Annotated in this window: 23 protein-coding genes; 5 read left to right on the forward strand and 18 right to left on the reverse strand. The window is 66.4% G+C overall.

Translation table 11 applies throughout. The features are described 5' to 3' along the window. Positions 1-424 precede the first annotated feature (424 nt). From H3O04_RS22465 to H3O04_RS22495, 7 genes are all read right to left on the reverse strand, one after another. On the reverse strand, positions 425-1,000 hold the full coding sequence (locus tag H3O04_RS22465) for a helix-turn-helix domain-containing protein (RefSeq protein WP_124591976.1): 576 nt from the start codon (positions 998-1,000) through the stop codon (positions 425-427). Positions 1,001-1,305: 305 nt separating this feature from the next. Next, positions 1,306-2,496, reverse strand: coding sequence for a tetratricopeptide repeat protein (locus H3O04_RS22470; protein WP_202588476.1), 1,191 nt, complete (start codon positions 2,494-2,496; stop codon positions 1,306-1,308). 16 nt (positions 2,497-2,512) lie between these two features. Beyond that, positions 2,513-2,944 (reverse strand): ExbD/TolR family protein, encoded by a 432-nt coding sequence (locus H3O04_RS22475; RefSeq protein WP_006475979.1) that lies wholly within the window; start codon positions 2,942-2,944, stop codon positions 2,513-2,515. Positions 2,945-3,141: 197 nt separating this feature from the next. Next, positions 3,142-3,564 carry an ExbD/TolR family protein gene (locus H3O04_RS22480; RefSeq protein ID WP_006475978.1) on the reverse strand — a complete coding sequence of 141 codons (423 nt, stop codon included), beginning with the start codon at positions 3,562-3,564 and terminating at the stop codon, positions 3,142-3,144. A 20-nt stretch (positions 3,565-3,584) separates the two neighbouring features. Further along, entirely contained in the window at positions 3,585-4,490 is a 906-nt protein-coding gene (locus H3O04_RS22485) for a MotA/TolQ/ExbB proton channel family protein (RefSeq protein WP_006475977.1), read from the reverse strand. 86 nt (positions 4,491-4,576) lie between these two features. Beyond that, entirely contained in the window at positions 4,577-5,278 is a 702-nt protein-coding gene (locus H3O04_RS22490; RefSeq protein WP_006481523.1) for an energy transducer TonB, read from the reverse strand. 857 nt (positions 5,279-6,135) lie between these two features. Continuing rightward, entirely contained in the window at positions 6,136-6,624 is a 489-nt protein-coding gene (locus tag H3O04_RS22495; protein ID WP_006475975.1) for an aminoacyl-tRNA deacylase, read from the reverse strand. A 466-nt stretch (positions 6,625-7,090) separates the two neighbouring features. Here H3O04_RS22495 and H3O04_RS22500 point away from each other — a divergent pair, with 466 nt between their 5' ends. Beyond that, positions 7,091-7,384: a YciI-like protein gene (locus H3O04_RS22500; RefSeq protein WP_006475974.1), complete on the forward strand. Its 294-nt coding sequence runs from the start codon at positions 7,091-7,093 to the stop codon at positions 7,382-7,384. A 7-nt stretch (positions 7,385-7,391) separates the two neighbouring features. Here the strand turns inward: H3O04_RS22500 and corA are convergent, their stop codons facing one another. After that, complete coding sequence (gene corA, locus H3O04_RS22505; RefSeq protein WP_006475972.1) at positions 7,392-8,369, reverse strand: magnesium/cobalt transporter CorA; 978 nt, start codon at positions 8,367-8,369, stop codon at positions 7,392-7,394. 200 nt (positions 8,370-8,569) lie between these two features. On the opposite strand from corA, the gene cydX reads away from it, so the two are divergent. Together cydX and H3O04_RS22515 are read left to right on the forward strand one after the other, a co-directional pair. Then, positions 8,570-8,716 (forward strand): cytochrome bd-I oxidase subunit CydX, encoded by a 147-nt coding sequence (cydX, locus tag H3O04_RS22510; protein ID WP_124477817.1) that lies wholly within the window; start codon positions 8,570-8,572, stop codon positions 8,714-8,716. Beyond that, positions 8,713-9,330 carry an AAA family ATPase gene (locus tag H3O04_RS22515; RefSeq protein WP_011694291.1) on the forward strand — a complete coding sequence of 206 codons (618 nt, stop codon included), beginning with the start codon at positions 8,713-8,715 and terminating at the stop codon, positions 9,328-9,330. The genes cydX and H3O04_RS22515 overlap by 4 nt, the downstream gene beginning before the upstream one ends. Positions 9,331-9,446: 116 nt before the next feature. On the opposite strand, the gene H3O04_RS22520 is transcribed toward H3O04_RS22515, so the two are convergent. Both H3O04_RS22520 and H3O04_RS22525 read right to left on the reverse strand, forming a co-directional pair. Continuing rightward, on the reverse strand, positions 9,447-10,547 hold the full coding sequence (locus H3O04_RS22520) for a saccharopine dehydrogenase family protein (protein WP_034181371.1): 1,101 nt from the start codon (positions 10,545-10,547) through the stop codon (positions 9,447-9,449). Positions 10,548-11,045: 498 nt separating this feature from the next. After that, the gene (locus tag H3O04_RS22525; RefSeq protein ID WP_006481526.1) at positions 11,046-11,510 is read right to left on the reverse strand and encodes an Lrp/AsnC family transcriptional regulator; all 465 of its coding nucleotides are present in this window, start codon (positions 11,508-11,510) and stop codon (positions 11,046-11,048) included. Positions 11,511-11,757: 247 nt separating this feature from the next. On the opposite strand from H3O04_RS22525, the gene H3O04_RS22530 reads away from it, so the two are divergent. Next, positions 11,758-12,309, forward strand: a complete 552-nt coding sequence (locus H3O04_RS22530; protein ID WP_202588477.1) for a Spy/CpxP family protein refolding chaperone — start codon at positions 11,758-11,760, stop codon at positions 12,307-12,309. 141 nt (positions 12,310-12,450) lie between these two features. Then, positions 12,451-12,882: a PGDYG domain-containing protein gene (locus H3O04_RS22535; RefSeq protein ID WP_202588478.1), complete on the forward strand. Its 432-nt coding sequence runs from the start codon at positions 12,451-12,453 to the stop codon at positions 12,880-12,882. Positions 12,883-12,921: 39 nt separating this feature from the next. Here H3O04_RS22535 and H3O04_RS22540 read toward each other — a convergent pair whose 3' ends face one another. The 8 genes from H3O04_RS22540 to H3O04_RS22575 form a co-directional block, all read right to left on the reverse strand. Then, complete coding sequence (locus tag H3O04_RS22540; protein ID WP_006475968.1) at positions 12,922-13,284, reverse strand: DUF3022 domain-containing protein; 363 nt, start codon at positions 13,282-13,284, stop codon at positions 12,922-12,924. Between the two features lie 12 nt (positions 13,285-13,296). Beyond that, on the reverse strand, positions 13,297-14,085 hold the full coding sequence (locus H3O04_RS22545) for a YhfC family intramembrane metalloprotease (protein WP_124677671.1): 789 nt from the start codon (positions 14,083-14,085) through the stop codon (positions 13,297-13,299). 55 nt (positions 14,086-14,140) lie between these two features. Further along, on the reverse strand, positions 14,141-15,184 hold the full coding sequence (locus tag H3O04_RS22550) for a LacI family DNA-binding transcriptional regulator (protein ID WP_053526504.1): 1,044 nt from the start codon (positions 15,182-15,184) through the stop codon (positions 14,141-14,143). Positions 15,185-15,516: 332 nt separating this feature from the next. Continuing rightward, positions 15,517-16,482 carry an NAD(P)-dependent oxidoreductase gene (locus H3O04_RS22555; RefSeq protein WP_053526733.1) on the reverse strand — a complete coding sequence of 322 codons (966 nt, stop codon included), beginning with the start codon at positions 16,480-16,482 and terminating at the stop codon, positions 15,517-15,519. A 4-nt stretch (positions 16,483-16,486) separates the two neighbouring features. Then, positions 16,487-17,767, reverse strand: coding sequence for an MFS transporter (locus H3O04_RS22560; protein WP_006475964.1), 1,281 nt, complete (start codon positions 17,765-17,767; stop codon positions 16,487-16,489). A gap of 115 nt (positions 17,768-17,882) precedes the next feature. Next, complete coding sequence (locus H3O04_RS22565) at positions 17,883-18,875, reverse strand: sugar kinase (protein WP_011549754.1); 993 nt, start codon at positions 18,873-18,875, stop codon at positions 17,883-17,885. A gap of 28 nt (positions 18,876-18,903) precedes the next feature. Continuing rightward, a complete protein-coding gene (locus H3O04_RS22570; RefSeq protein ID WP_202588479.1) occupies positions 18,904-19,668 on the reverse strand; it encodes a sugar phosphate isomerase/epimerase family protein in 765 nt (254 codons plus the stop codon). Positions 19,669-19,829: 161 nt separating this feature from the next. Beyond that, a partial coding sequence (locus tag H3O04_RS22575; protein WP_237666386.1) for a LysR substrate-binding domain-containing protein occupies positions 19,830-20,260 on the reverse strand: 431 nt, incomplete at its 5' end.

Below are 20,260 nucleotides of genomic sequence, written 5' to 3' on the forward strand. Positions count from 1 at the left end.
CGCCTGCGCGACGGTCGCGGCCGCAGGCGCGCTGGTCGCGACCGCATCCGCCACGGCGACGGCGCCAGGCGCCGGCTGGCTCTGTGCGAAGGCCGGCACCGCCAGCGTCGCGGTGAGTGCCAGTTCCGCCCAGACTATTCGTTTGATGGCCAACGCTAGTGCTCTCTGCTTCATCTTGTTCCCTCTCGCTCGTCAGTAAGACCCCACCCGCTGCGCGTCCAATCTTGTGAATTCCGCCGCGCTTGCGGAGCACCCGTGTGCCGGAGCCCGCCATTTCCGACCTGCCAACTACCGCGATCCGAACGGATCGACCGCGCAACGCAGACGCCGCATGGTCCTTTCGTATTTTTTTAATTTGTAATACTGATTACTTACGTCGAGAAAACCGCTTGCTTTCTGTTTCGAATGATTCCGGTCCGACGGGCTAGAACAGCCGCGGCGTACCGACCCATACGATCACCGCCTCTTCGTCGTCTGTGTTCTGCCACGCATGCGGCGTCGTCGACTCGTAGTGCGCGGTGTCGCCCGCACCCAGCATGAACGTGCAATCCTCCAGCGTGAGCACGACCTTTCCGCGCATCACGTAGAGAAACTCCTCCCCGGCATGCGTCGTCACTTCCGACGGCGGCTGCCCCGCCGGTATCCTGACGAGAATCGCATCGAGCTTGCGACCGTCCACGAGATTCGTCAGCCGGGCAAAGGAACTGGCTGAGTTCGCGAACTGGAAATACTGCAATGCGTCGCCGCGGCACACCGAGCGCGCCTCGGTTGGCGTGTCGATGAAGTATTGCATCGTCACACCGAGCGCCTTCGCGATTCTCACCAGCGACGTGATCGACGGCGTCGCGCGCCCACGCTCGACTTGGGACAGGAACGGCTTCGAGATCCCTGCCGTCGTGGCCGCTTCGTCGAGCGTGAGTTTCAGCCGCTGCCGAAGCGCGCGGATCTTGTTGCCGAGCGAAACCGCGACGAGCACCGATTCATCGGGAGGCAAGACCATGGAAGAACGGACCCTCTCAGTCGAAATCGGTTTGATGTCGGCAGGCCTTCCCCAATGCCATGAGGCTGCCGCCACGGCGCAACACTCTGCTCCCCTTCGCCGCCGGGCGCACGTCGCACGTGCCGCGAAGCGGGATTCCGGCTTCGTGGTCGCGCGATGCACGTTCATTTCATTCGGTTTACTAATTAACAAGACTGCCCCTTTTCTTCGCCCAGACAGACTTCCCCGTCTTCAAGTAGCCGCAATACCACGTGTATGCGGCACGGCGCCCATCCCGCATCGCGCGCCTGCTTCCCCCTCCGTCGTTACCGCGTCGCCACGACCGTCCAGAGCTTCGCCAGATCCCCCGATCCGTCGGCGCCCTTCACCGTCCGCAGCACCTGGACCGCGTGCGCCTTCTGGCCGGCCACGTAGTACGCCTCGCCGAGCCGCAACCGCGCCGCATCGGGATGCTCGAGCCCGCCCTTCGCGATCGCCTGCTCCATCATCGACAGCCCCTGCGCCGCGTGGCCCGCGAACACCAGATTCATGCCCGCGTCGATCGGCGCCACCGGATCGGCAGCGTCCGCGCCTGACTGTGCGCGCTTGTCGGCCAGCGCCCGCAGCCGTTTCTCGCGGTCCACCTGCGCATCCTTGCCCAGCACGCCGGACGCGAACCCCTGGTCGATCACCTGCCGGCCTTCGGCCGGCGTGCCCGCCACCAGCGCGAGCTGCGTCATCTCCATATAGGCGTCTGCCGTCGTCAGCGAGCCCGTCACCCGGCGCAACCGGTAGATGTCGAGGTCGAGCGACGACAGGTAACCGGGGCTGCCGCGAATCGCCGAGACCATTTCCTCCCAGTACGCGGGGCTCGGGTGATAAGCCACCAGCATGGCGAGCGCGCTGCGATAGGCGCCGGCATCCTTGCTCTTTTGCGCGCAGGTCGCCAGCATCTGCAACTGCCCTTCGTCCGGCGCGTGGCCGGCCTTCACCTGTGCGTCCGCGCTGGCCTTCAACTGGCTCACGACCTGGCCGCAATCGTTCGACAGGTAATACGACTGCGTAAGCAGCGTGCGCATTTCCGGGTCCGTGCCGCCCGCCTTCAGGTAGCGCTGCGCGACGCGGATCGCCTGCGGATAGTTCTTCTGCTGGAAGTAGATCCCCGCGAGCGCCGCCGTCGTCCGCTGCTCGTCCTCGCCCGACAGGCGCCCCGAGTTCAGGACGGTTTCGTAGGCCTGCGCGGCCACGCCCGTATCGCCAGCCGCCATCGCCGCCGCGCCGCGCGTCGCCTCCACCATGTAGGTTTCATACGGCGTGCGATTCGGCACGGCGGCCGCCTGCGCGATCTTGCCGAGCGCGTCGCGATACTTGTGGGCGCGATACAGGTCCTGCGCCGCCGCCAGCGGCTTCGCCACATCGGGCCGCAACGCGTCGGCTGCCCACGCCGGCCGGCCGAGCGCGCAGGCCGCACCGAGCGCCGTCAGCGCCACCATCCGTTTCCATCGTCGCTGGTTCATCGGTTGGCCTGTCCCGTCATTGCATGAACTGTTCGTTGCCGATCAGGCCGATCTTCGTCGCGCCCACGCGCTGCGCGGACGCCAGGACGGCCGCCACGTCCTTGTATGGCGCCAGCTTGTTCGGCCGCAGATGGATCTCCGCCTGCACAGGCTCGTGCGCGACCTGTGTCAGCTTCGCCTCGAGCGCCGCGCGATCTGGTACCGGCGTGCCGTTCCACGTCGTCGTGCCGTCGAAGTCGATGTCGATCTGCACGACTTCCGGCTGTGTCGCGGGCGGCGGTGGGTTCCCCACCGGCAGGTCCATCTTCACCGAATGCATCTGGATCGGGATCGTGATGATCAACATGATCAGCAGCACCAGCATCACGTCGATCAGCGGCGTGGTGTTGATGTCGACCATCACGTCCGGCTCGCTGCTGCTCCCGCCCGAAGGCACGTTCATTCCCATCGTCTGCTCCTGTCGATCTGAGTTAGCGCTTTAGCGCTTACTCAGATCCCATGCTTCGCGGTCGACCAGAGTTGGCGCTTTAGCGCTTACTCTGGTCCCATGCATAGCGGTCGATCTGAGTTAGCGCTTTAGTGCTTACTCAGATCCCATGCTTCGCCATCAATCAGAACCGGCGCGTGTGCCGCTCCCATGCAACGCTAACCACCCCGCGCCGGCGGTTCCGTGATGAACGACACCTTCGCGATACCCGCCCGCTCGCACATCGTGATGACCCTGCCGATGAACTCGTAGCGCGTGTTCTGGTCGCCCCGCACGTGCACGCTCGGTTGCGGCTGCTGTTGCGACACGCCCTTCAGCTTCGCGAGCAACGTCGCTGCGTCCACCAATTGCTCGCCCCAGAAGAAATCGCCGTCGCGGTTCACCGCGATCTCGACGCTCTTCGGCGTGGTCTGCAGCGGCTGCACGACCTCCTTCGGCAACTGCAGCTGGATCGTGTGCGTGACGACCGGAATCGTGATCAGGAAGATGATCAGCAACACCAGCATCACGTCGACGAGCGGCGTCGTGTTGATGTTCGCGATCACCTCGTCGCTTTCGTCCTGCCCGACGTTCATGCCCATCGCGCGCCTCCGTCGGCCGGTCAGTTCACGAGCGACGCGGCGGGCGACGGCACGCGAGCGGGACGCTTGCTGCCGGCCAGCAGCACGGTATGCAGCTGGGCGCCGAAGTTGCGGACCCGCTCCATCACCGACTTGTTGCGCCGGACCAGGAAGTTGTAGCCGAGTACGGCCGGCACCGCGACCGCCAGGCCGATCGCCGTCATGATGAGCGCCTCGCCCACCGGGCCCGCGACCTTGTCGATCGACGCCTGGCCCGCGATCCCGATCGCCGTCAGCGCGTGATAGATCCCCCAGACCGTGCCGAACAGCCCGACGAACGGCGCGGTCGAGCCGACCGTCGCGAGGAACGCGAGCCCGTCCTGCATGCGGTTCGACACGTTCGTGATCGAGCGCTCGACGGACACGTCGATCCACGTGTTGCGGTCCACGGCTTCGAGCAGCGCCTCGTCGTGATGCTCGCCCGCCTCGATCGCCGTTTCGGCGATGAAGCGGAACGGCGACGCCTCGTCGAGCAGCTTCGCGCCCTCGGCCAGCGACGGCGCGCTCCAGAGCTGCGCGTCGGCGAGTTTCGCGCGGCGGTTCGCCCGCAACTGTTCGACGAACTTCGAGATCATGATGTACCAGCTGCCCATCGACATGATCACGAGCAGGATCAGCACGAAGCGCGCGACGAAGTCGCCGTTCTTCCAGAGCGCCCCGAGCCCGTACGGATTCTCGACCGCTTCGGTCGTGGCCGGCGCCGGCGGCGGGGCCGGCTCGGCGGCAGCGGGCGCCTGCGTCGGCGCCGCGGCCTGCGTCGACGCGTCGGATGTCGCCGCGGTTCCGCTCGCTTGCGCGTAAGCGAGTTGCGGTGCAACGAGCCCGTCGATTGCGGCGACGGACATCAACAGGCTTGCCGCCAGCGCGGCCAGAGAACGCTTCGTCATACCCCACTCCAATTCTTTCGTTGAACTTACGATTTAGGTTCAAGCCGGTTTTCACCGGTCCGGCTCCCGCCGGACCGCCCACTGCATCAATTCAGGTTGAACGAGAACGGCACCTGCACCCGTACCGCCTGGCCTTGCGCCACGCATTTGAACCGCTTCACGGTGTTGTAGGCCGCACGATCGAGCACGGGGTCGGCCGACTGGGCCACGCGTTCGTTCGTGATGTTCCCTTCCGCATCCACGACGAACTCGATCGTCACGTCACCCGTGATGTTGTTTTCCTGCGCTTCCTTCGGGTACTGCATCGACGCGCGCATCGAGTCCGAATTCGGGCAGACGACACCCACTTCGTGACTGACCGGCTTGGCCGGCGCGGGCGGTGCGACGACCGGCGCCTGCACGGCCGGCGCGGACGGCACCGGTGCCGACTGGTGCGTGATGGTCGCCTGCTGCGGGGGTGCCTGCACCGGCACTTCGGGCGGCGGCACGAACGGCGGCGGCGGCGGCGCGAACTTCGGCGGCGGAAGCTTGACGACCGGCATCGGCGGGGGCGGCGGCGGCTTCACCGGCTCGATGATGCGGGTTTCGATCGGATGCTGGATCACCTGCACGACCTTGGTCGCGAGGCCATTGAGCAATGCGTAGATCAGCACTGCATGCAACAGGAGGACGACTGCGATGCCGCCGAAACGGCGCACCGGATTCTGCTGCTTCTTGCCGAATTCCCGCGGACGGCCCAGCGTGGCCAGACCGCTGTTCGAAGCAACCAGATGCTCTTCGACTTTCATGCCCACTATCCTTCCCCCAAGCGAATCGCCCAGTTTCGCGATGATGGCCGGCGCCGGAACCGGGTCGGTTCCGTCTCCGCCTCAACTCGAAATTTCATTTTTAATTCAATTGGCAATCCGAATTGAAAGCATCGATTTCGGATCCCGTTTATTCAATTTCAAGGAATCGTTTCAACCGCAACGGGATAGCCGCCCTATCCGGCGTCTATCCCGCACCAGCGTGGTCAGGCAATTGTCAGCTGCGTCGACACAGGCACATTTCTCGTATGACGATTGGATCTTCGTTACACGCTGATGTCAGCCAGGCCGTTCGTCTTGGGTGCAGAAGATAGCAAGGAAAAAATCCGGGCGTCAAACTTTATTTGATACTTGAATACAAAGTTTGGAGGCCTTACTCGAATAACGAGTTAGTAAGCTTCGCCAACCATTTTCCATTAATTCAGTAATTGGTTTGTATGGTTATCGCACTAATTCAGTGCCCATCCCAAATAATCACCAATTTAGTGCCAGCACACCGAATCGGTGCACTCCGGAATGAGCAATGCCGGATGCACTCATTGTCCGATGCATGGATGGAAGCCGATTGACCGCTTTCATGCAGGCGGCGTCCTGTTCAGGCGATATCCGTACGGTCGATCTTCGTTACTTTTAATAGGATTGCAAATCAAAATATGGAAGCCTTCTCCAACGATCCAATTCTCACAATGATCTGCATAACGAACGTATCTTCCGACGACGGATAAAGTCGGAGCCACGGGAATTCGTTGCCCGCCCTCTGCACGCACGGGCATCCCCACCTCACCGAGCCCGGCGGGAAAATGCCCGCGCATGCTTCATCGACACACGACCCGCATCGCTCAGGACAGCATCATCCCCTGCATCCGGTGCGAGAAATGCGCGCGCTCGGCCGTCTCCATCAGCATCAGGAATTCGTCCTGCATCATGTGAATCAGCGCTTGATGATCGCCGGCCTCGAAATAGACTTCCGGCTGCTGCGCGAGGTGTTCCTCGAGAAACGTCTTCATCCCGTACGCCATGCAGACCGGCGGCAGCGCGCCCATGTCGCAATCCTTGAACAGCTCGCGCAACTCGACCTCCCGGGCGAGCACGAGATGGCGCCCCGTCTTCACCCAGAGATCCGACAGGCGCACGGCGTGCGTCGTCGGCAATACGGCGGCGACGTAGCCTTCGGCGTCCTCGAGAAGCACGGTTTTCGCGAGACGATCGCCGGGAATATGCGCGGCGGCGGCCGTCTCCATGCTCGTATGACTATAGGGGTGGTACACGACTTCGTACCGCGATGACTTCTGGCGCAGGCAATCCTGCAGGGTGGCTGAGACCGGCATGGCGCACCTCGTCTGGGCGAATCGGACGAATAGGGCGAACGGCGTTCGCTCCGGATTCGTTCAGCATAGGTCGCATTCCGGCCCAATGGAAATGCCCTCGCGCAGCCCCCTTCCCCATGGCCCCGGCAGCCGCCCCGGTCGCTTTCAAGCCGTTCGTCCGCCCTCGCCGGCATGCGAAATCCGGCCCCGGAATACGCTTGGCAGCCCTCATTTCGTGTAGACGAATGAGGCGCAGGGGCTAAACAAACGTGAAGGAGCCCGACAATTGGCCAATGTCGAAATACTAGACCGTTAGTTGCGTTTGAAGAGAGGCAACGAGATGCCATCGGCGATGGCGTCGTTCAAAGAGCGAACTCGCGAACGCTCGCCATTACGCCGGCAAACCCGCGCCGCCAACGGCTTTCCCGATGTCCTATACTGAGCCGGCCGCCACCTCCCGCGGCGGAAACCGACTCCCGGAGCAATCATGCATTACCAGTTGATCTACGAACTCGTCGACGATTACCTGTCGCGGCGCGAGCCGTTCCGTGCGGAACATCTGGCGCTCGCGCAGGCCGCGACCGAACGCGGCGAACTGGTGCTCGCCGGCGCGCTGGCGGACCCGGCCGATCAGGCGGTGCTCGTGTTCGAAGGCGATTCGCCAGAAGCGGCCGAATCGTTCGCGCGCGCCGATCCGTACGTGCAGAACGGCCTCGTGAAATCGTGGCGCGTGCGGCCGTGGCGCGTCGTGGTCGGCAAGCACGCGCCGCGTCCGGCGTAAGGCCTGGCTACAGCCACCCCGCCCGCTTGAAACGCCACCACAGCGCGAGGTCGGCGATGGCCATCACCGCGATGCAGCCGTAGAACCCGTATTTCAGGTGCAGCTCGGGCATGTTCGCGAAGTTCATCCCGTAGATGCCGGCGATCATCGTCGGTATCGCGAACAGCGCGGCGAACGAGCCGAGCCGCTTGGTCACCTCGTTCTCCGCGAGCGAAATCATCCCGAGGTTGACCTGGATCGCCGTGACGACCATCTCGCGCCGCCCTTCGATCGTCTTCACGATCCGCTGCAGATGGTCATACACGTCGCGGAAGTAAGCCGCCATCCCGCTGCACACCTGCGGCACGCGCCCGCCGGTGAGCTTCGCGAGCGGCTCCATCAGCGGTGCCGTGTGCTGGTACAGCAGCACGAGCCGGCGCTTCAGAGAATAGAGATCCTCGATGATCGCGCGCGACGACGCCGGCGTCGCCTTCGCGAAGATGCGGTCCTCGAGCTCCTCGAGTTCCGCTCCGAGCGTTTCGAGGATCGGGAAATACCGGTCGACGACCTGATCCATCAACGCGTAGAACACGAACGCCGAACCCTCCCGCAACAAGTGCGGCTCGCGCTCGCAACGCTTGCGCACGTCGCGGAAATCGTGCTCGGTATGGTTGCGGATCGACAGCACGTAATTCGGGCCGACGAATACGTTCAATTCGCCGACCTTGAATTCGTCGTCCTCGTCGAGTTCGACCGTGTGCAGCACCGCGAACAGCGAATCGCCGTATTCCTCGATCTTCGGCCGCTGATGGCCTTTGCGGGCATCCTCGAGCGCCAGCTCGTGCAAGCCGAACTCCTCGCCCATCAGGTCGATTTCCTCGGGCGTCGGGTCCTTCAGCGCGACCCACACGAAGCATTCGGGCTTCGACACGTAATCGCTGATGGCGTCGATGTCGATATCGGCCAGCTTGCGGCCGTCCTGGTAAGCAGCACAGTTGATCAGCATGGTATTCGTGACGTTGCGGTTTGCGCATCAGTTTACCGGTTTGCTGCATGAACGGCCCGGCTTGCGCGGCACGCCGATATTGGTCATGATCGGGCTGCGTGCGCCGCAGCATGCGCGTCGAGGCACTTCTACAGGCCCGCCGGGCCTGCGTTGCGCGATGCACAATGGCCGTGCGGCCCAACCGTCAAGGAGACAGACCTATGTGGTATTTCTCGTGGATACTCGGCATCGGCGTGGCGCTCGGCTTCGGCATCATCAACGCGATGTGGCTGGAAGCGGAAGTATTCTCGCGCGGCGACCAGCGCGGCGATACGTCGGGCCGGCGGTCGGGGAGCGGGCATTCGTGACGCACCTGGTGTTCTTCTGCGGTCACGCCGGCACCGGCAAGACCACGCTCGCGAAGCGGCTCATCGGGCCGCTGATGCGCGCGACCGGCGAAGCGTTCTGCCTGCTCGACAAGGACACGCTGTACGGCCGCTACAGCGCGGCCGCGATGGGCGCGCTCACGGACGATCCGAACGACCGTGACAGCCCGCTCTACCTGAAACATCTTCGCGATCCCGAATACCAGGGCCTGCTCGACACGGCCCGCGACAATCTCTCGCTCGGCATCGGTGCGCTCGTCGTCGGCCCGCTGTCGCGTGAAGTGCGCGACCGGCGCATCCTCGATCGCACGTGGCTCGGCATCGCGCCGGACGTCACGCTGACGGTCGTGTGGGTCCACACATCGGAAGACGTCGCGCACCAGCGGATCGTCGCGCGCGCCAACCCGAACGACGCGTACAAGCTCGCGCACTGGGACGAATACCGGCAGCGCCGCTTCGTGCCGACCGGCCACGAATGCGACGGCATCGTGATGTTCGACAACACCGCGCCGTCCGACGCGGACCTCGACGCGCTGCTGTCTCGCATCGTGCCGCCGCCGCAACCGGCAACGATCGTCCCGCCGCTGCCGGCCTGATCGCGCCGCCCGGCGCCCTTTCCCTTCCCGCAAAAAACAACGCCGGAAGCGCTGCTGCGCTCCCGGCGTCGTACGGCCCTCGTGCCAGTGACTGGCGAATGGTCTTGGAATGACGGTCAGGCGACCGCGTGCACGCGCTCCATCGTGCCGCCTTCGTACAGCTTGCCGAAGCGGTTCGACAGGAACGCCTTCAGCGACACCTTCTCTTGCGGGATGAAACCGCTCTGCGGCAGCTTCTTTTCGCGGAACAGATCCAGCACCGCGCACATCGCGCCGGCCGTCGTGATCTGGATCGCGCTCATGTGCATCCCGCACACGTCCTTCGCGAAGATCTTGCGGGTGAACACGTCCTGCACCAGCTGGCCGTCCTTCACGCCCGTCACCGTGACGAACACGAGCACGACGTCCTGCTTCGTCGACGGCACCGCGCGGCGCATGATCGACTTCAGCGTGTCGCGATCGGTCGACAGGCGCAGGTCTTCCAGCAGGAACTGGACGAGCTCGCGGTGGCCCGGATAGCGCACCGACTTGTAGTCGAGCGTCTCGACCTTGCCCGACAGCGTCTCGCACAGCGTGCCCAGGCCGCCCGACGTGTTGAACGCTTCGTATTCGGTGCCGTCGAGCGAGAAGTGCTCGAGGCCTTCGAGCGGCTGCACCCATTGCTTGCGGCCGTCGCGGATCGCTTCGCACGGCTGGCAGTATTCGTTGATCAGGCCGTCGACGCTCCACGTCAGGTTGTACTTCAGCGCGTTGGTCGGATATTCGGGCAGCGCGCCGACGCGCATCTTCACGTCGCGCACTTCGCTGAAGCCGTTCACGAGTTCGTGCGCGGCGATGCCGATGAAGCCCGGCGCGAGGCCGCACTGCGGCATGAACGCGCGGTCGGAGCCGTCGGCCAGTTCGCGGATCGCATGGGTGGCGCGCACGTCTTCGGTCAGGTCGAAGTAGTGAACGCCGGCCGCCTTCGCGGCGGCGGCCACGTTGACCGCGAGGTAGTAAGGCAGCGCGTTGACGAGCGCATCGAAGCCCTTCACTGCTTCGCGGATCGCATTCGCGTCGGCCGAATCGACCCGTTGCGTCGCGATGCCTTCGCGCGACAGCTTCGCGAGCGCATCCGCATCGCGGTCGAACGCGACGACTTCGTAGTCGCCCGTTTCGCGCAGCATGTGAGCAATGGTGTGGCCGATCAGACCTGCGCCGACGATGGCGATTTTCATGCGCTTATCTCCTGATGATGGGTTTCGTGTTGGTGTACGGCGTCGAGCCATGAACACAGTTTAGGGACGCTCAAAATCAGTTCCAAGACGAAGAATGATGCGAAACGACCGATAAATTCGACGTTATGACGATACCTTTGGTCGAAACGACCATTTCATCTAAAAATCGCGTCAAGGCGCTGTCGCAAACCGGCCGTTGGCGGTGGCGCGTTGCAACGACGAAGACGAGGACGCACGGCATGGCTCCCGACACACGAACTGCGCATGCGTCACGTGCGACACGCCGGTCGAAGCCGAATACGGAAAGGAGAGTCGCGAGAGAAGCGCGCGAAGTGCGCGGCAGGATGGCGATCGGCACTCGTGCCGATCATGAGGGACAGCGAATGCCGATACGAAGGCGGGCGGGCATCTACCCGCCGTTAATCCAGACACCCGTGACGCAACGAAACCGGCGCCGCGCTTGCGCCGTCCGTCATGTGCGGTGCTACATGCAACGGCTCAGCCGCCGATCGTCCCGCGGTCGATCTTGCGCGACAGGATGATCGACGTCGTCGTGCGCTCGACGCCTTCGAGCGTGCCGATCTGGTCGAGCAGGTCGTTGAGCCGTTCCGGCGAATCGGCGCGCAGCCACGCGACGTAGTCGTACTCGCCGCTCACCGCGCACAGCAGCTGGACTTCCGGCATCCGGTCGAGCTTGCGCAAGACGTCCTTGCCGAATTTCGGCGTGAGGATGATGCCGACGTACGCGTAGATGCTGGCGTCCAGCACGTCCTGCCCGAGCCGCACGCTGTACCCGGCGATCACGTTCGTGCGTTCGAGCCGCGCGATGCGCGCGACGACCGTCGTGCGCGCGACGTCGAGCTGGCGCGCGAGATCGGCGACGCTGGCGCGCGCATCGGCTTGCAGCAGCGCGACGAGTTGCCGGTCGAGATCGTCGAGTTGGTCGAGGCGGGGTGGGCGCATGACGCTGGGCCGGTACGCATGTGCCGGCGGAGTGGAAAGTGACGCGATGATAGCGCCGAACGCCGGCGCGCCCAACCGGCACGGCCGGATTCGCAGCTTCGATTTCGATTCGTATCGGATGTAAGCAAGTGTCGCATTCACTACCGCGCTGCATGCAACGTGCTACTAATAGCGGGCGACGCGAGAGGTGCGTCGGCGGCAATGGCCGCCGCGTCCGCTCGCCAGACACCACCCCGGAGAGCCAACCATGAAGAAAATCTCGCTCACCCTCGCTACGCTCGTCGTTGCAGCCAGCGCATTCGCGCAGACCCCGGCGCAGCCGCAAGCGCCCGCCCAGGCACCGGCCACGACGGCCGCGGCGTCGGCCCCGAGCGCCGAGCAGCGCGCGGCCCGCCACGAAGCGCGCATCGAGCAGCGCATCAAGTACCTGCACGACCAGTTGAAGATCACATCGGCGCAGGAACCGCAATGGAAGACGTTCGCCGACACGATGCGCGATAACGGCGCAACGATGGCCCGCCTCTACGGCGAACGGATGGCCAAGCACGACGTGTCCGCGCTCGACGACATGAAGCAGTACGCGGAACTGTCGCAGGCGAACGCCGATGGCACGAAGAAGCTCGCCGACGCGTTCGCGCCGCTGTACGAGAGCTTCCCGGCCGAGCAGAAGGCGCTGGCCGACACGACGTTCCGCAGCTGGCTGCACCACGGCGGCGAGCACCGCGGCAAGGGCAAGACGAAGGGCAAGGACGGCAAGGCAGCCGCCGCGCCGGCCGCAAGCGCACCCGCGCAGCCCTGACCCTTCCCGCCGGCGCCGTGCCGGCCCGCCCGGGCCGAACGGCGCCGCGCCGCTATCGACGATCGGCGACCGGCGCGTCACACGGCGCACCGAATTCGGGATAAGCTCCCGGCTTTTCCCGCTTTCCCGCCCTTCCCCGCCATGCTCGAACTCAAGCAACTCGATCTGCGTACCGATCCGCAGGCTCGTCGCGTCGTCAAGGACGAAACCGTCGCCGTATCCTTCGCGGACGCCGACGGCGAACTGATGAGCCTCGAAGGCCCGAACCGTTATGTCGCGGGCGACGCGCTGATCACCGGCTCGACCGGCGACCGCTGGGTCGTGTCGCGCGCGCGCTTCGACGCCAAATACCTGCCCGCCGATTCGGCACTCGCGCACGGCACGCCGGGCGCCTACCGCAACCGGCCGGCCGTCGTGCTCGCGCGCCGGATGGACGAGGCGTTTACGATCGCCCGCTCGGAAAACGGCGACACGCTGCGCGGCGCCGCCGGCGACTGGGTGATGCAATACGCGCCCGGCGACTACGGCGTCGTGCAGGCGCAGCGCTTCGCGCAGGTCTACCGCGACGCGTAACGCGTGACGCACCGCGCCGGCCGAGGCCGGCGCCACGGCTCACGCAAAGTCTTCGTCGAGTTCGAGTTCCGCGTCGCGCTCGACGGCCTCGCCGGCCGCGTGCCGCTCTTCGAGCGAGCCGAGCATCGCTTCCGTATACGCATGCAGTACCGCATGGCTGCGCGCGCGCTGCATCGGCTTGAGCGCCAGGTAGCGCGCGAGCGCGGCCGGCACGATCCGGATGTCGAGCGTCATCCGCTTCGGCGTCGCGCCGAACCGCATCGCCAGCCAGTGCACGGACAGGAAGCGCCCGCGTTCGTCGCTGCTTTCGGCGAAGCGCGTCTGCTCCGGAAAGAGATCGCAGATCACGCGCGCGAGCGCGTCGAATTCCGCGCTCTGGCATTCGATCAGATAGTCGTCCATTGCGCTCTCCCGTCAGGCCGCCGCACGCGACGGCCGGCACGCCTTCACCAGCGCGACCACCAGGATCGCGACCAGCACGACATACGCGGCCTCGACCCACGCGGCCGGCAGCACGCGCACCTGGTACAGCAGCGTCGGCGTCGCCGCGAGCGCATGCAGCACGATCGCGAGCGGCAACACGGCCATCCGGCCGGCCCGTACGCCGCGCCACACCAGCACCGACAGCGCCAGTTGCACCGCGAACGCCGCGCAGCGCTCCAGCAGCAACAGCAGGATCGACTGGGCCGACAGCGTCGCGAGCATCATGTGCAGCCGCACCACGGTGTCGACCGGCAGGTCGGACAACTGCGTCTCGAGCTGGCCGCGGCTCGCGAGCCACGCGAGATACGACCACTGGCCCCATACGAGCACGCCGACGAACCACGCTTCGGCGCCGCCGTGGCCGATGCCGTAGCCGATCCCGCGACCGTCGCCGGCCGATGCGCCATAGCGGCGGTCCAGAAAACGCATCCCGACATAGCGGCCGACTTCCTCGAATACGGCCGTCGCGAGCGCGCTGTACGCGACGAACGCGAGCGGCTGCGTCAGCCAGCCGTCCTCGGGCGTGTGGCTCAGCACGAGCCCGTGGAACGCGCGCTCGAGGATCATCGCGAACAGCGTGAAGACGGTGACGCCGACGATCGTGTCGCGGCGGTTGAGCGCAAGCGGCTTGCGCAGGATGCGGTAGAGGACGAGCGGCAGCAGCGCGATGATCAGCGTGGCGGCGATCAGCGCGGCCAGCGTGACGGGAGCGACAGTCATGTATTTCCTTGGTTCGAAGCAGCGCACCTGACACGCCGCGTGCCCCGAATGATACTCAGCTTGCGGTCGACGCGCGCGCAATCAACTCGCCGGGCAGCATCGCGACGCGCACGTCGCCCGCCGCGCCGTCGATCCGCTCGTGCACGAATTCGACGGCCTTGTAGCCGATTTCGTAGGTCGGCTGACGGATCGTCGTGATGCCGATCAGCTCGGCCCATTCCGGATCGTCGATCGACAGCAGCGCCGCCTTTTGCTGCCATGCGGCGCCGAAGCGCGCGCGCAGGTGGCGCGCGATCGCCAGCGCGACCGGCGCGTTCGCGGCGAACAGCGCCGCGCGCACGCCGCGCCGGGCCGCGTCGTCGATGCGGGCATCGACGTCGGCGAGCGCCGCCGCGGCCGCGTCGGGTTCGTTCAGGTCGAGCACGACCGTCGGCGGCACCGGCAGCCCGCGTGCGGCCAGCGCCGCGCGGAACGCGGCCTCGCGCACGCGCCGCGAGCTGACCTGCTCGAACGGCTGCACGACGAAGTGGATCGCGTCGAAACCGTGCTCGATCAGGTGCGCGAGCGCCGTCTCGATCGCGTCGGTATTGTCGAGGCCGATCAGGTCGGCCTCGAAGCCCTCGACCGTGCGGTCGACGAGCACCGCCGGAATGCCGGCGCCGCGCAGCGGGCGCAGCACGTCTTCCTCCGCGCCGAGCGCGTTGACGATCAGCCCTTCGACGCGGTAGGTCGTGAGCAGTTGCAGGAAGCGGCGCTCCATCTCGACTTCGTTCGCCGCGTGACAGATGAGCGGCATGTAGCCGAGCGCATGGCACGCGGCCTCGACGCCCTGCAGCACTTCGACGGTGTAAGGATTGGTCAGGTCGGCCGCGAGCATGCCGAGCAGCCGGTTGCGGCCGCGCTTGAGCCCGCGCGCCATCTGGTTCGGCCGGTAGTTGAGGCGCGCGATGGCCGCCTCGATCCGCTGGCGCAGATCGACGGACAGCACGTGCGTCTCGCCGTTCAGGTAGCGCGAAACGCTGGTCTTGCCCGTGCCGGCCTCGCGCGCGACGTCGCTGATCGTCGCCGGACGCGTCGTGGAAGGTTGCGTATCGGTCACTGTCGTGCCTCGCGACGTACGATCCGCGCCGCTTCGTGAGCAGACGGACCTTTGTTGTTGGAAACGTAAGCCAACCGGCGGCCTCCCCTGTCCTGGCGCGTCGGCGCCTGCGCTGGCCCGGTGCCGCGCGGTCGAGCCGCGCCCGCCAGCAGCGTGCTACGGCAGTCGGCCGCACCGGAGCTGGCGCGGATGCCCGTCGCGCGACGCCGCCGGCCGCGTGGCCGGCCGTCGATACGACGAGCGCGGGCGATCATAACGCAGCCAGCCCTCCGGCACCAAGATCATCGACTCTAACGGCGCCGGCACCGTGCCGGCCGGTTGCCTCGGGCGGCTCAGGCGTGCGCCAGCGCATCCGGATTGACGAGATTCGTGCGCAGCGTGCCGGCCAGCGCGCCGACGAGGTTTTCCGCAGCGCAGCGCGCCATCGCATGGCGCGTCTCGTGCGTCGCCGAGCCGATATGCGGCAGCGCGACGACGTTCTTCATCCGCAGCAGCGGCGAATCCGCCGGCAGCGGCTCCTTCTCGAACACGTCGAGCCCCGCGCCGCGGATCGTCCCCGCGCGCAGCGCGTCGACCAGCGCGGCTTCGTCGACCACGGGCCCGCGCGACGCGTTGATCAGGATCGCGCCGCGTTTCATCTTCGCGAATTCGGGTGCGCCGATCAGGTGGCGCGTGTCGGGCGACAGCGGCACCTGCAGGCACACGAAATCGGACTGCGCGAGCAACGCGTCGAGCGTCACGCGCCGCGCGCCGTACTGCGTCTCAGCCTCGGCATGCGCGGACCGGTTCGCGTACAGCACCTGCATCCGGAAGCCGAGCGCCGCGCGGCGCGCGACCGCGCCGCCGATCCGCCCGAGCCCGACGATGCCGAGCGTCTTGCCCTGCACGTCGGTGCCGTACAGGTCCGGGCCGATGCTGCGATGCCAGTTGCCGGCCTTCACCCATTCGGCCAGTTCGACCACGCGCCGCGCGGAGGCCAGGATCAGCGAAAACACCGTATCGGCCGTCGACTCGGTCAGCACGTCCGGCGTATGCGCGAGCACGATGCCGCGCCGCGTGAAATCGGCGACGTCGAAGTTGTCGTAGCCGACCGAGATCGTCGACCACGCCTTCAGCCGCGGCGCGCGATCGAGCATCTGCGGCGTGACCTTCAGGCTCGCGCCGATCGCGCCGTCCGCGTCGCCGAGCGCGGCGGCGAGCGCGTCGGCGCCGTCGGCCTGCACGACGTCCGCATGCTCGCGCAGGTACGCGAGAACGTCATCGGGCAGCGGCTTGTACGCGACGATACGGGGCTTCATCGTTTCATTTTCCTTGCAGCGGCGCCGCGAGCGGATGCGCATCGCGCGCCTGGGGTTTGACGGACAGCGTGAGGATCACCGCGGCGACGAGCGCGGCGCTCATGAATGCGTACGACGCGACGGGCGACCCGGTCGCACCGTTCAGATAGCCGACGAAGTACGAGCCGACGAACGAGCCGAGCGCGCCCATGCTGTTGATCAGCGCCATCGCGCCGCCGGCGACGTTCTTCGGCAGCAGTTCCGGCACGATCGCGAAGAACGGGCCGTACGGCGCATACATCGCGGCGCCCGCGACGACCAGCAGCGCGTACGAAATCCAGAAATGCGACGAACCGAGCGCATACGACGCGGCGAACGCGGCCGCGCCGACCAGCAGGAACGGCCACACGAAGCCGCGGCGCGAGCCAACCTTGTCGGATGCCCACGAAGCGGCGAGCATCGCGATCGTCGCCGCGAGGTACGGCAGCGCGGACAGCCAGCCGGTCGCGACCATCCCGAGATCGGAACCGTTCTTCACGATCGACGGCAGCCACAGCACGAAGCCGTACACGCCGATGCTCCAGCAAAAATACTGCGCGCACAGCTTGATCACGGCCGGCGAACGGAACGCCTCGCCATAGTTGCGCACGGGCTTGATCGCCGCCTGCTCGGCCGCGAGCGCGGCGTCGAGGTCGCGCTTTTCCTGCGCGCTCAACCACGGCGAATCGGCCGGCTTGTCCTGCACGAGGAACCACCAGCACACGGCCCAGATGACGGCCGGCACGCCTTCGGCGATGAACATGTGGCGCCAGCCGAATTCATGCACGAGATAGCCCGACACGATCGACATCCACAGCACGGTGACCGGGTTGCCGAGGATCAGGAACGTGTTCGCGCGCGAGCGCTCGTTCTTCGTGAACCAGTTGCTGATGTAGATCAGCATCGCCGGCATCACGGCCGCCTCGACGACGCCCAGCACGAAGCGGATCGCCATCAGCGACGGGATGTTGCTGACCACGCCGGTCAGCGCCGCGCAGCCGCCCCACAGCACGAGGCTGACGAACACGAGCTTCTTCACGCTGCGGCGTTCCGCGTAGATCGCGCCGGGAATCTGGAAGAAGAAGTAGCCGAGGAAGAACAGCGCGCCGATCAGCGACGACAGGCCCTTGCTGATGCCGAGATCCTGGTTGATGCCGGCCGCCGCCGCGAACCCGTAGTTCGCGCGATCGAGGTAAGCGAGGCTGTAGGTGATGAAGACGATCGGCATGATCGTCCACCACCGACGGGCTGCGAGATTGGCTGCCATGAGAGTGTCTCCGTATATGGACCGGAGTGGGCGCGCTGGCGCCTGCCCGGCCTCGAACAAAACTACTGTGCGTCGCGCACGAAATGGATCCGCGGATTGTGCCGTGTCCGGCCTCTCATTGCGCGGTGACGGTTTCCTCTAAGCGATCGGCGTGATTGCTGACCTTTTCGAGTCGGTCGAGCGCGTCGCGCGTCGGCAATCCTTCCGAATCGCCGATCACCTGGATCGCGAGCGCACCGATCCGGTTGCCGCGTGCGACCGCCTGCTCGACGCTGCGCCCTTCGAGCAGCGCGCTGACCACGCCGACCGCGAAGCCGTCGCCGGCGCCGACCGTATCGACGACCTTGTCGACGCGCTCGCCGGCGACCGTGCCTTCGCGGCCGTCGGCCGTGCGGAAATACGCGCCCTGCTCGCCGAGCTTGATCACGACGCCGCGCGCGCCCTGCGCGAGATAGAACCCCGCGATGTCGGCCGGCCTGTCGTGCCCGGTGAGTTGCCGCCCTTCGGCGAGGCCCGGCAGCACCCAGTCGGCGAGCGTCGCGAGCGCATTCAGCGTCTTCGCCATCACGTCGGCGGACGGCCACAGCGTCGGGCGTAGGTTCGGGTCGAACGAGATCGTCTTGCCGGCCGCACGCATCTCGCGCGCGAGCCGGAACGCGAGTTCGCACGACGTCGCCGAGATCGCCGGCGCGACGCCGGTCAGGTGCAGGTGGCGCGCGCCGAGCACGTAGTCGGCCACGTAGTCGTCGCACGACAGGTGGCTCGCCGCCGAACCCTTGCGGAAATATTCGACGGTCGGATCGCTGCCATCGTCGTTGCGCGACTTCAGCTGGAAACCGGTCGGGTAGCGCGGGTCGACGGTCACGCACGACGCGTCGATGCCCTCGCGCGCCAGCGTGTCGAGCACGTAGCGGCCGAACGAATCGCGGCCGACCCGGCTCATCCAGCCGACCCGGAAACCGAGCCGTGACAGGCCGATCGCGACATTCAGGTCGGCGCCGGCGATCCGCTTCGCGAATTGCCCGGCGTGCGCGAGGTGGCCGGGCTCCGTCGCGACGAACATCGCCATCGCTTCGCCGTAGGTCACGACATCGAGTGCTGCTTTCATGACTGAACTCCTCAGAATCCTGCTGCGGTCACGCGGATGCAAGCCACGCGACCCGCCGGCAGGCGTCGCCCGCCAGGTCGGCCGCGTCGAACGGGAACTCGATGCCGCGCGGCGCGTGCTGCGGCAGCGCCGCGAGCACGCCGGTCACGAGCGGATCGTTCGGCGCCGGCGCAACGGCGAAACGACGCGCGCCCTCGCCTTCGATGGTCTTGCAATGAATGTATTCCACGTGCGGCGCGAGCACCTGCGCGCAGTCGAGGGGCGCTTCACCGCGCCACTGCCAGTTGCCGATGTCGAAGGTCATCCCGAGCGCATCGGGCAGGCCGGCATCGGCGAGCGCGTCGAACAGCCCGCGGAACTGCGCGAACGCGCCTCCGATCTCGGGCTGGCCGTTCTCGACCACCACGCGAGCCCGCGCCCCGCGCGACAGCGCGACGATCTCGGCAGCATGCGCGTCGCCGGCGAAGCCGCCGAGCTGGAATTTCACGAAGCGCGCGCCGAGCGCGTCGGCTTGCGCGAGTGCATCGCGCAAGGCGTCGACGTCGAGCGCACCCGTTTGGGTATACAGCGAGTCGGGGGTCGAATAGACCGACCACAGTCCGTGGTCGGCGATCTGCGCACCGAGCGCGGCCAGCGCGCCGGGCGCCGTATCGTCGTCCGACGCGAACAGTTCGCGCCGCACCTCGAAACCGGTCGCGCCGGATGCCGCCACGGTCGCGATGAATGCACTGTGGCCCTCTTGGCGCACCCGGTCCATCCCGAATGCGCTCGCCACGATCACGATGTCTGCCATGTTGCCCTTTTTTCACCGGAATGGAACCGGTTCCATTCGCTTGAGACGGATGGTGCGCTTCGCTTCGGACCCACGCCATAGAGGAAATCCCTAAGGCCCGGTTGTCCCATGAATACGCGTCCGCCAGCGCGCAACGCGCGTTCCCGGCACGGTGTCGGCGCCTATGCGAGGTCCTGCGCGAGACTCATTTCGAGGAATTGCGCGGCGACCCGCGACGGCGCGCCGCCATGCGGCACGAGAATCGAGAAATGCCGCGTGAGCGGCGCGGGCGCCAGCGAGCGCGGCACGAGCGCCGCATCCTCGTGACGCAGCGACATCGCGGACACGAACCCGACACCCATCCCCGCGCGCACGGCCTCCTTCACCGCCTCGACCCCCGCGATCTCGAACGCGACACGCATCGGCGCGCCGCCATGCGCGAACGCGCGTTCGACGAGCTGCCGCACCGCGGAGCCCGCCTCGCGCAGCACGAGCGGATGCGCGGCCAGCGCGTCGAGCGTCACGCCCGCGTCGTAGCCGGGCGCCGCGAGCGGATGGCCGGCCGGAACCTGATGCTGAACGCGGCCGTGTATCAGATCGACCAGACCAACGT

This window comes from Burkholderia sp. KCJ3K979, assembly GCF_016759955.1.
Lineage (GTDB): Bacteria > Pseudomonadota > Gammaproteobacteria > Burkholderiales > Burkholderiaceae > Burkholderia > Burkholderia orbicola.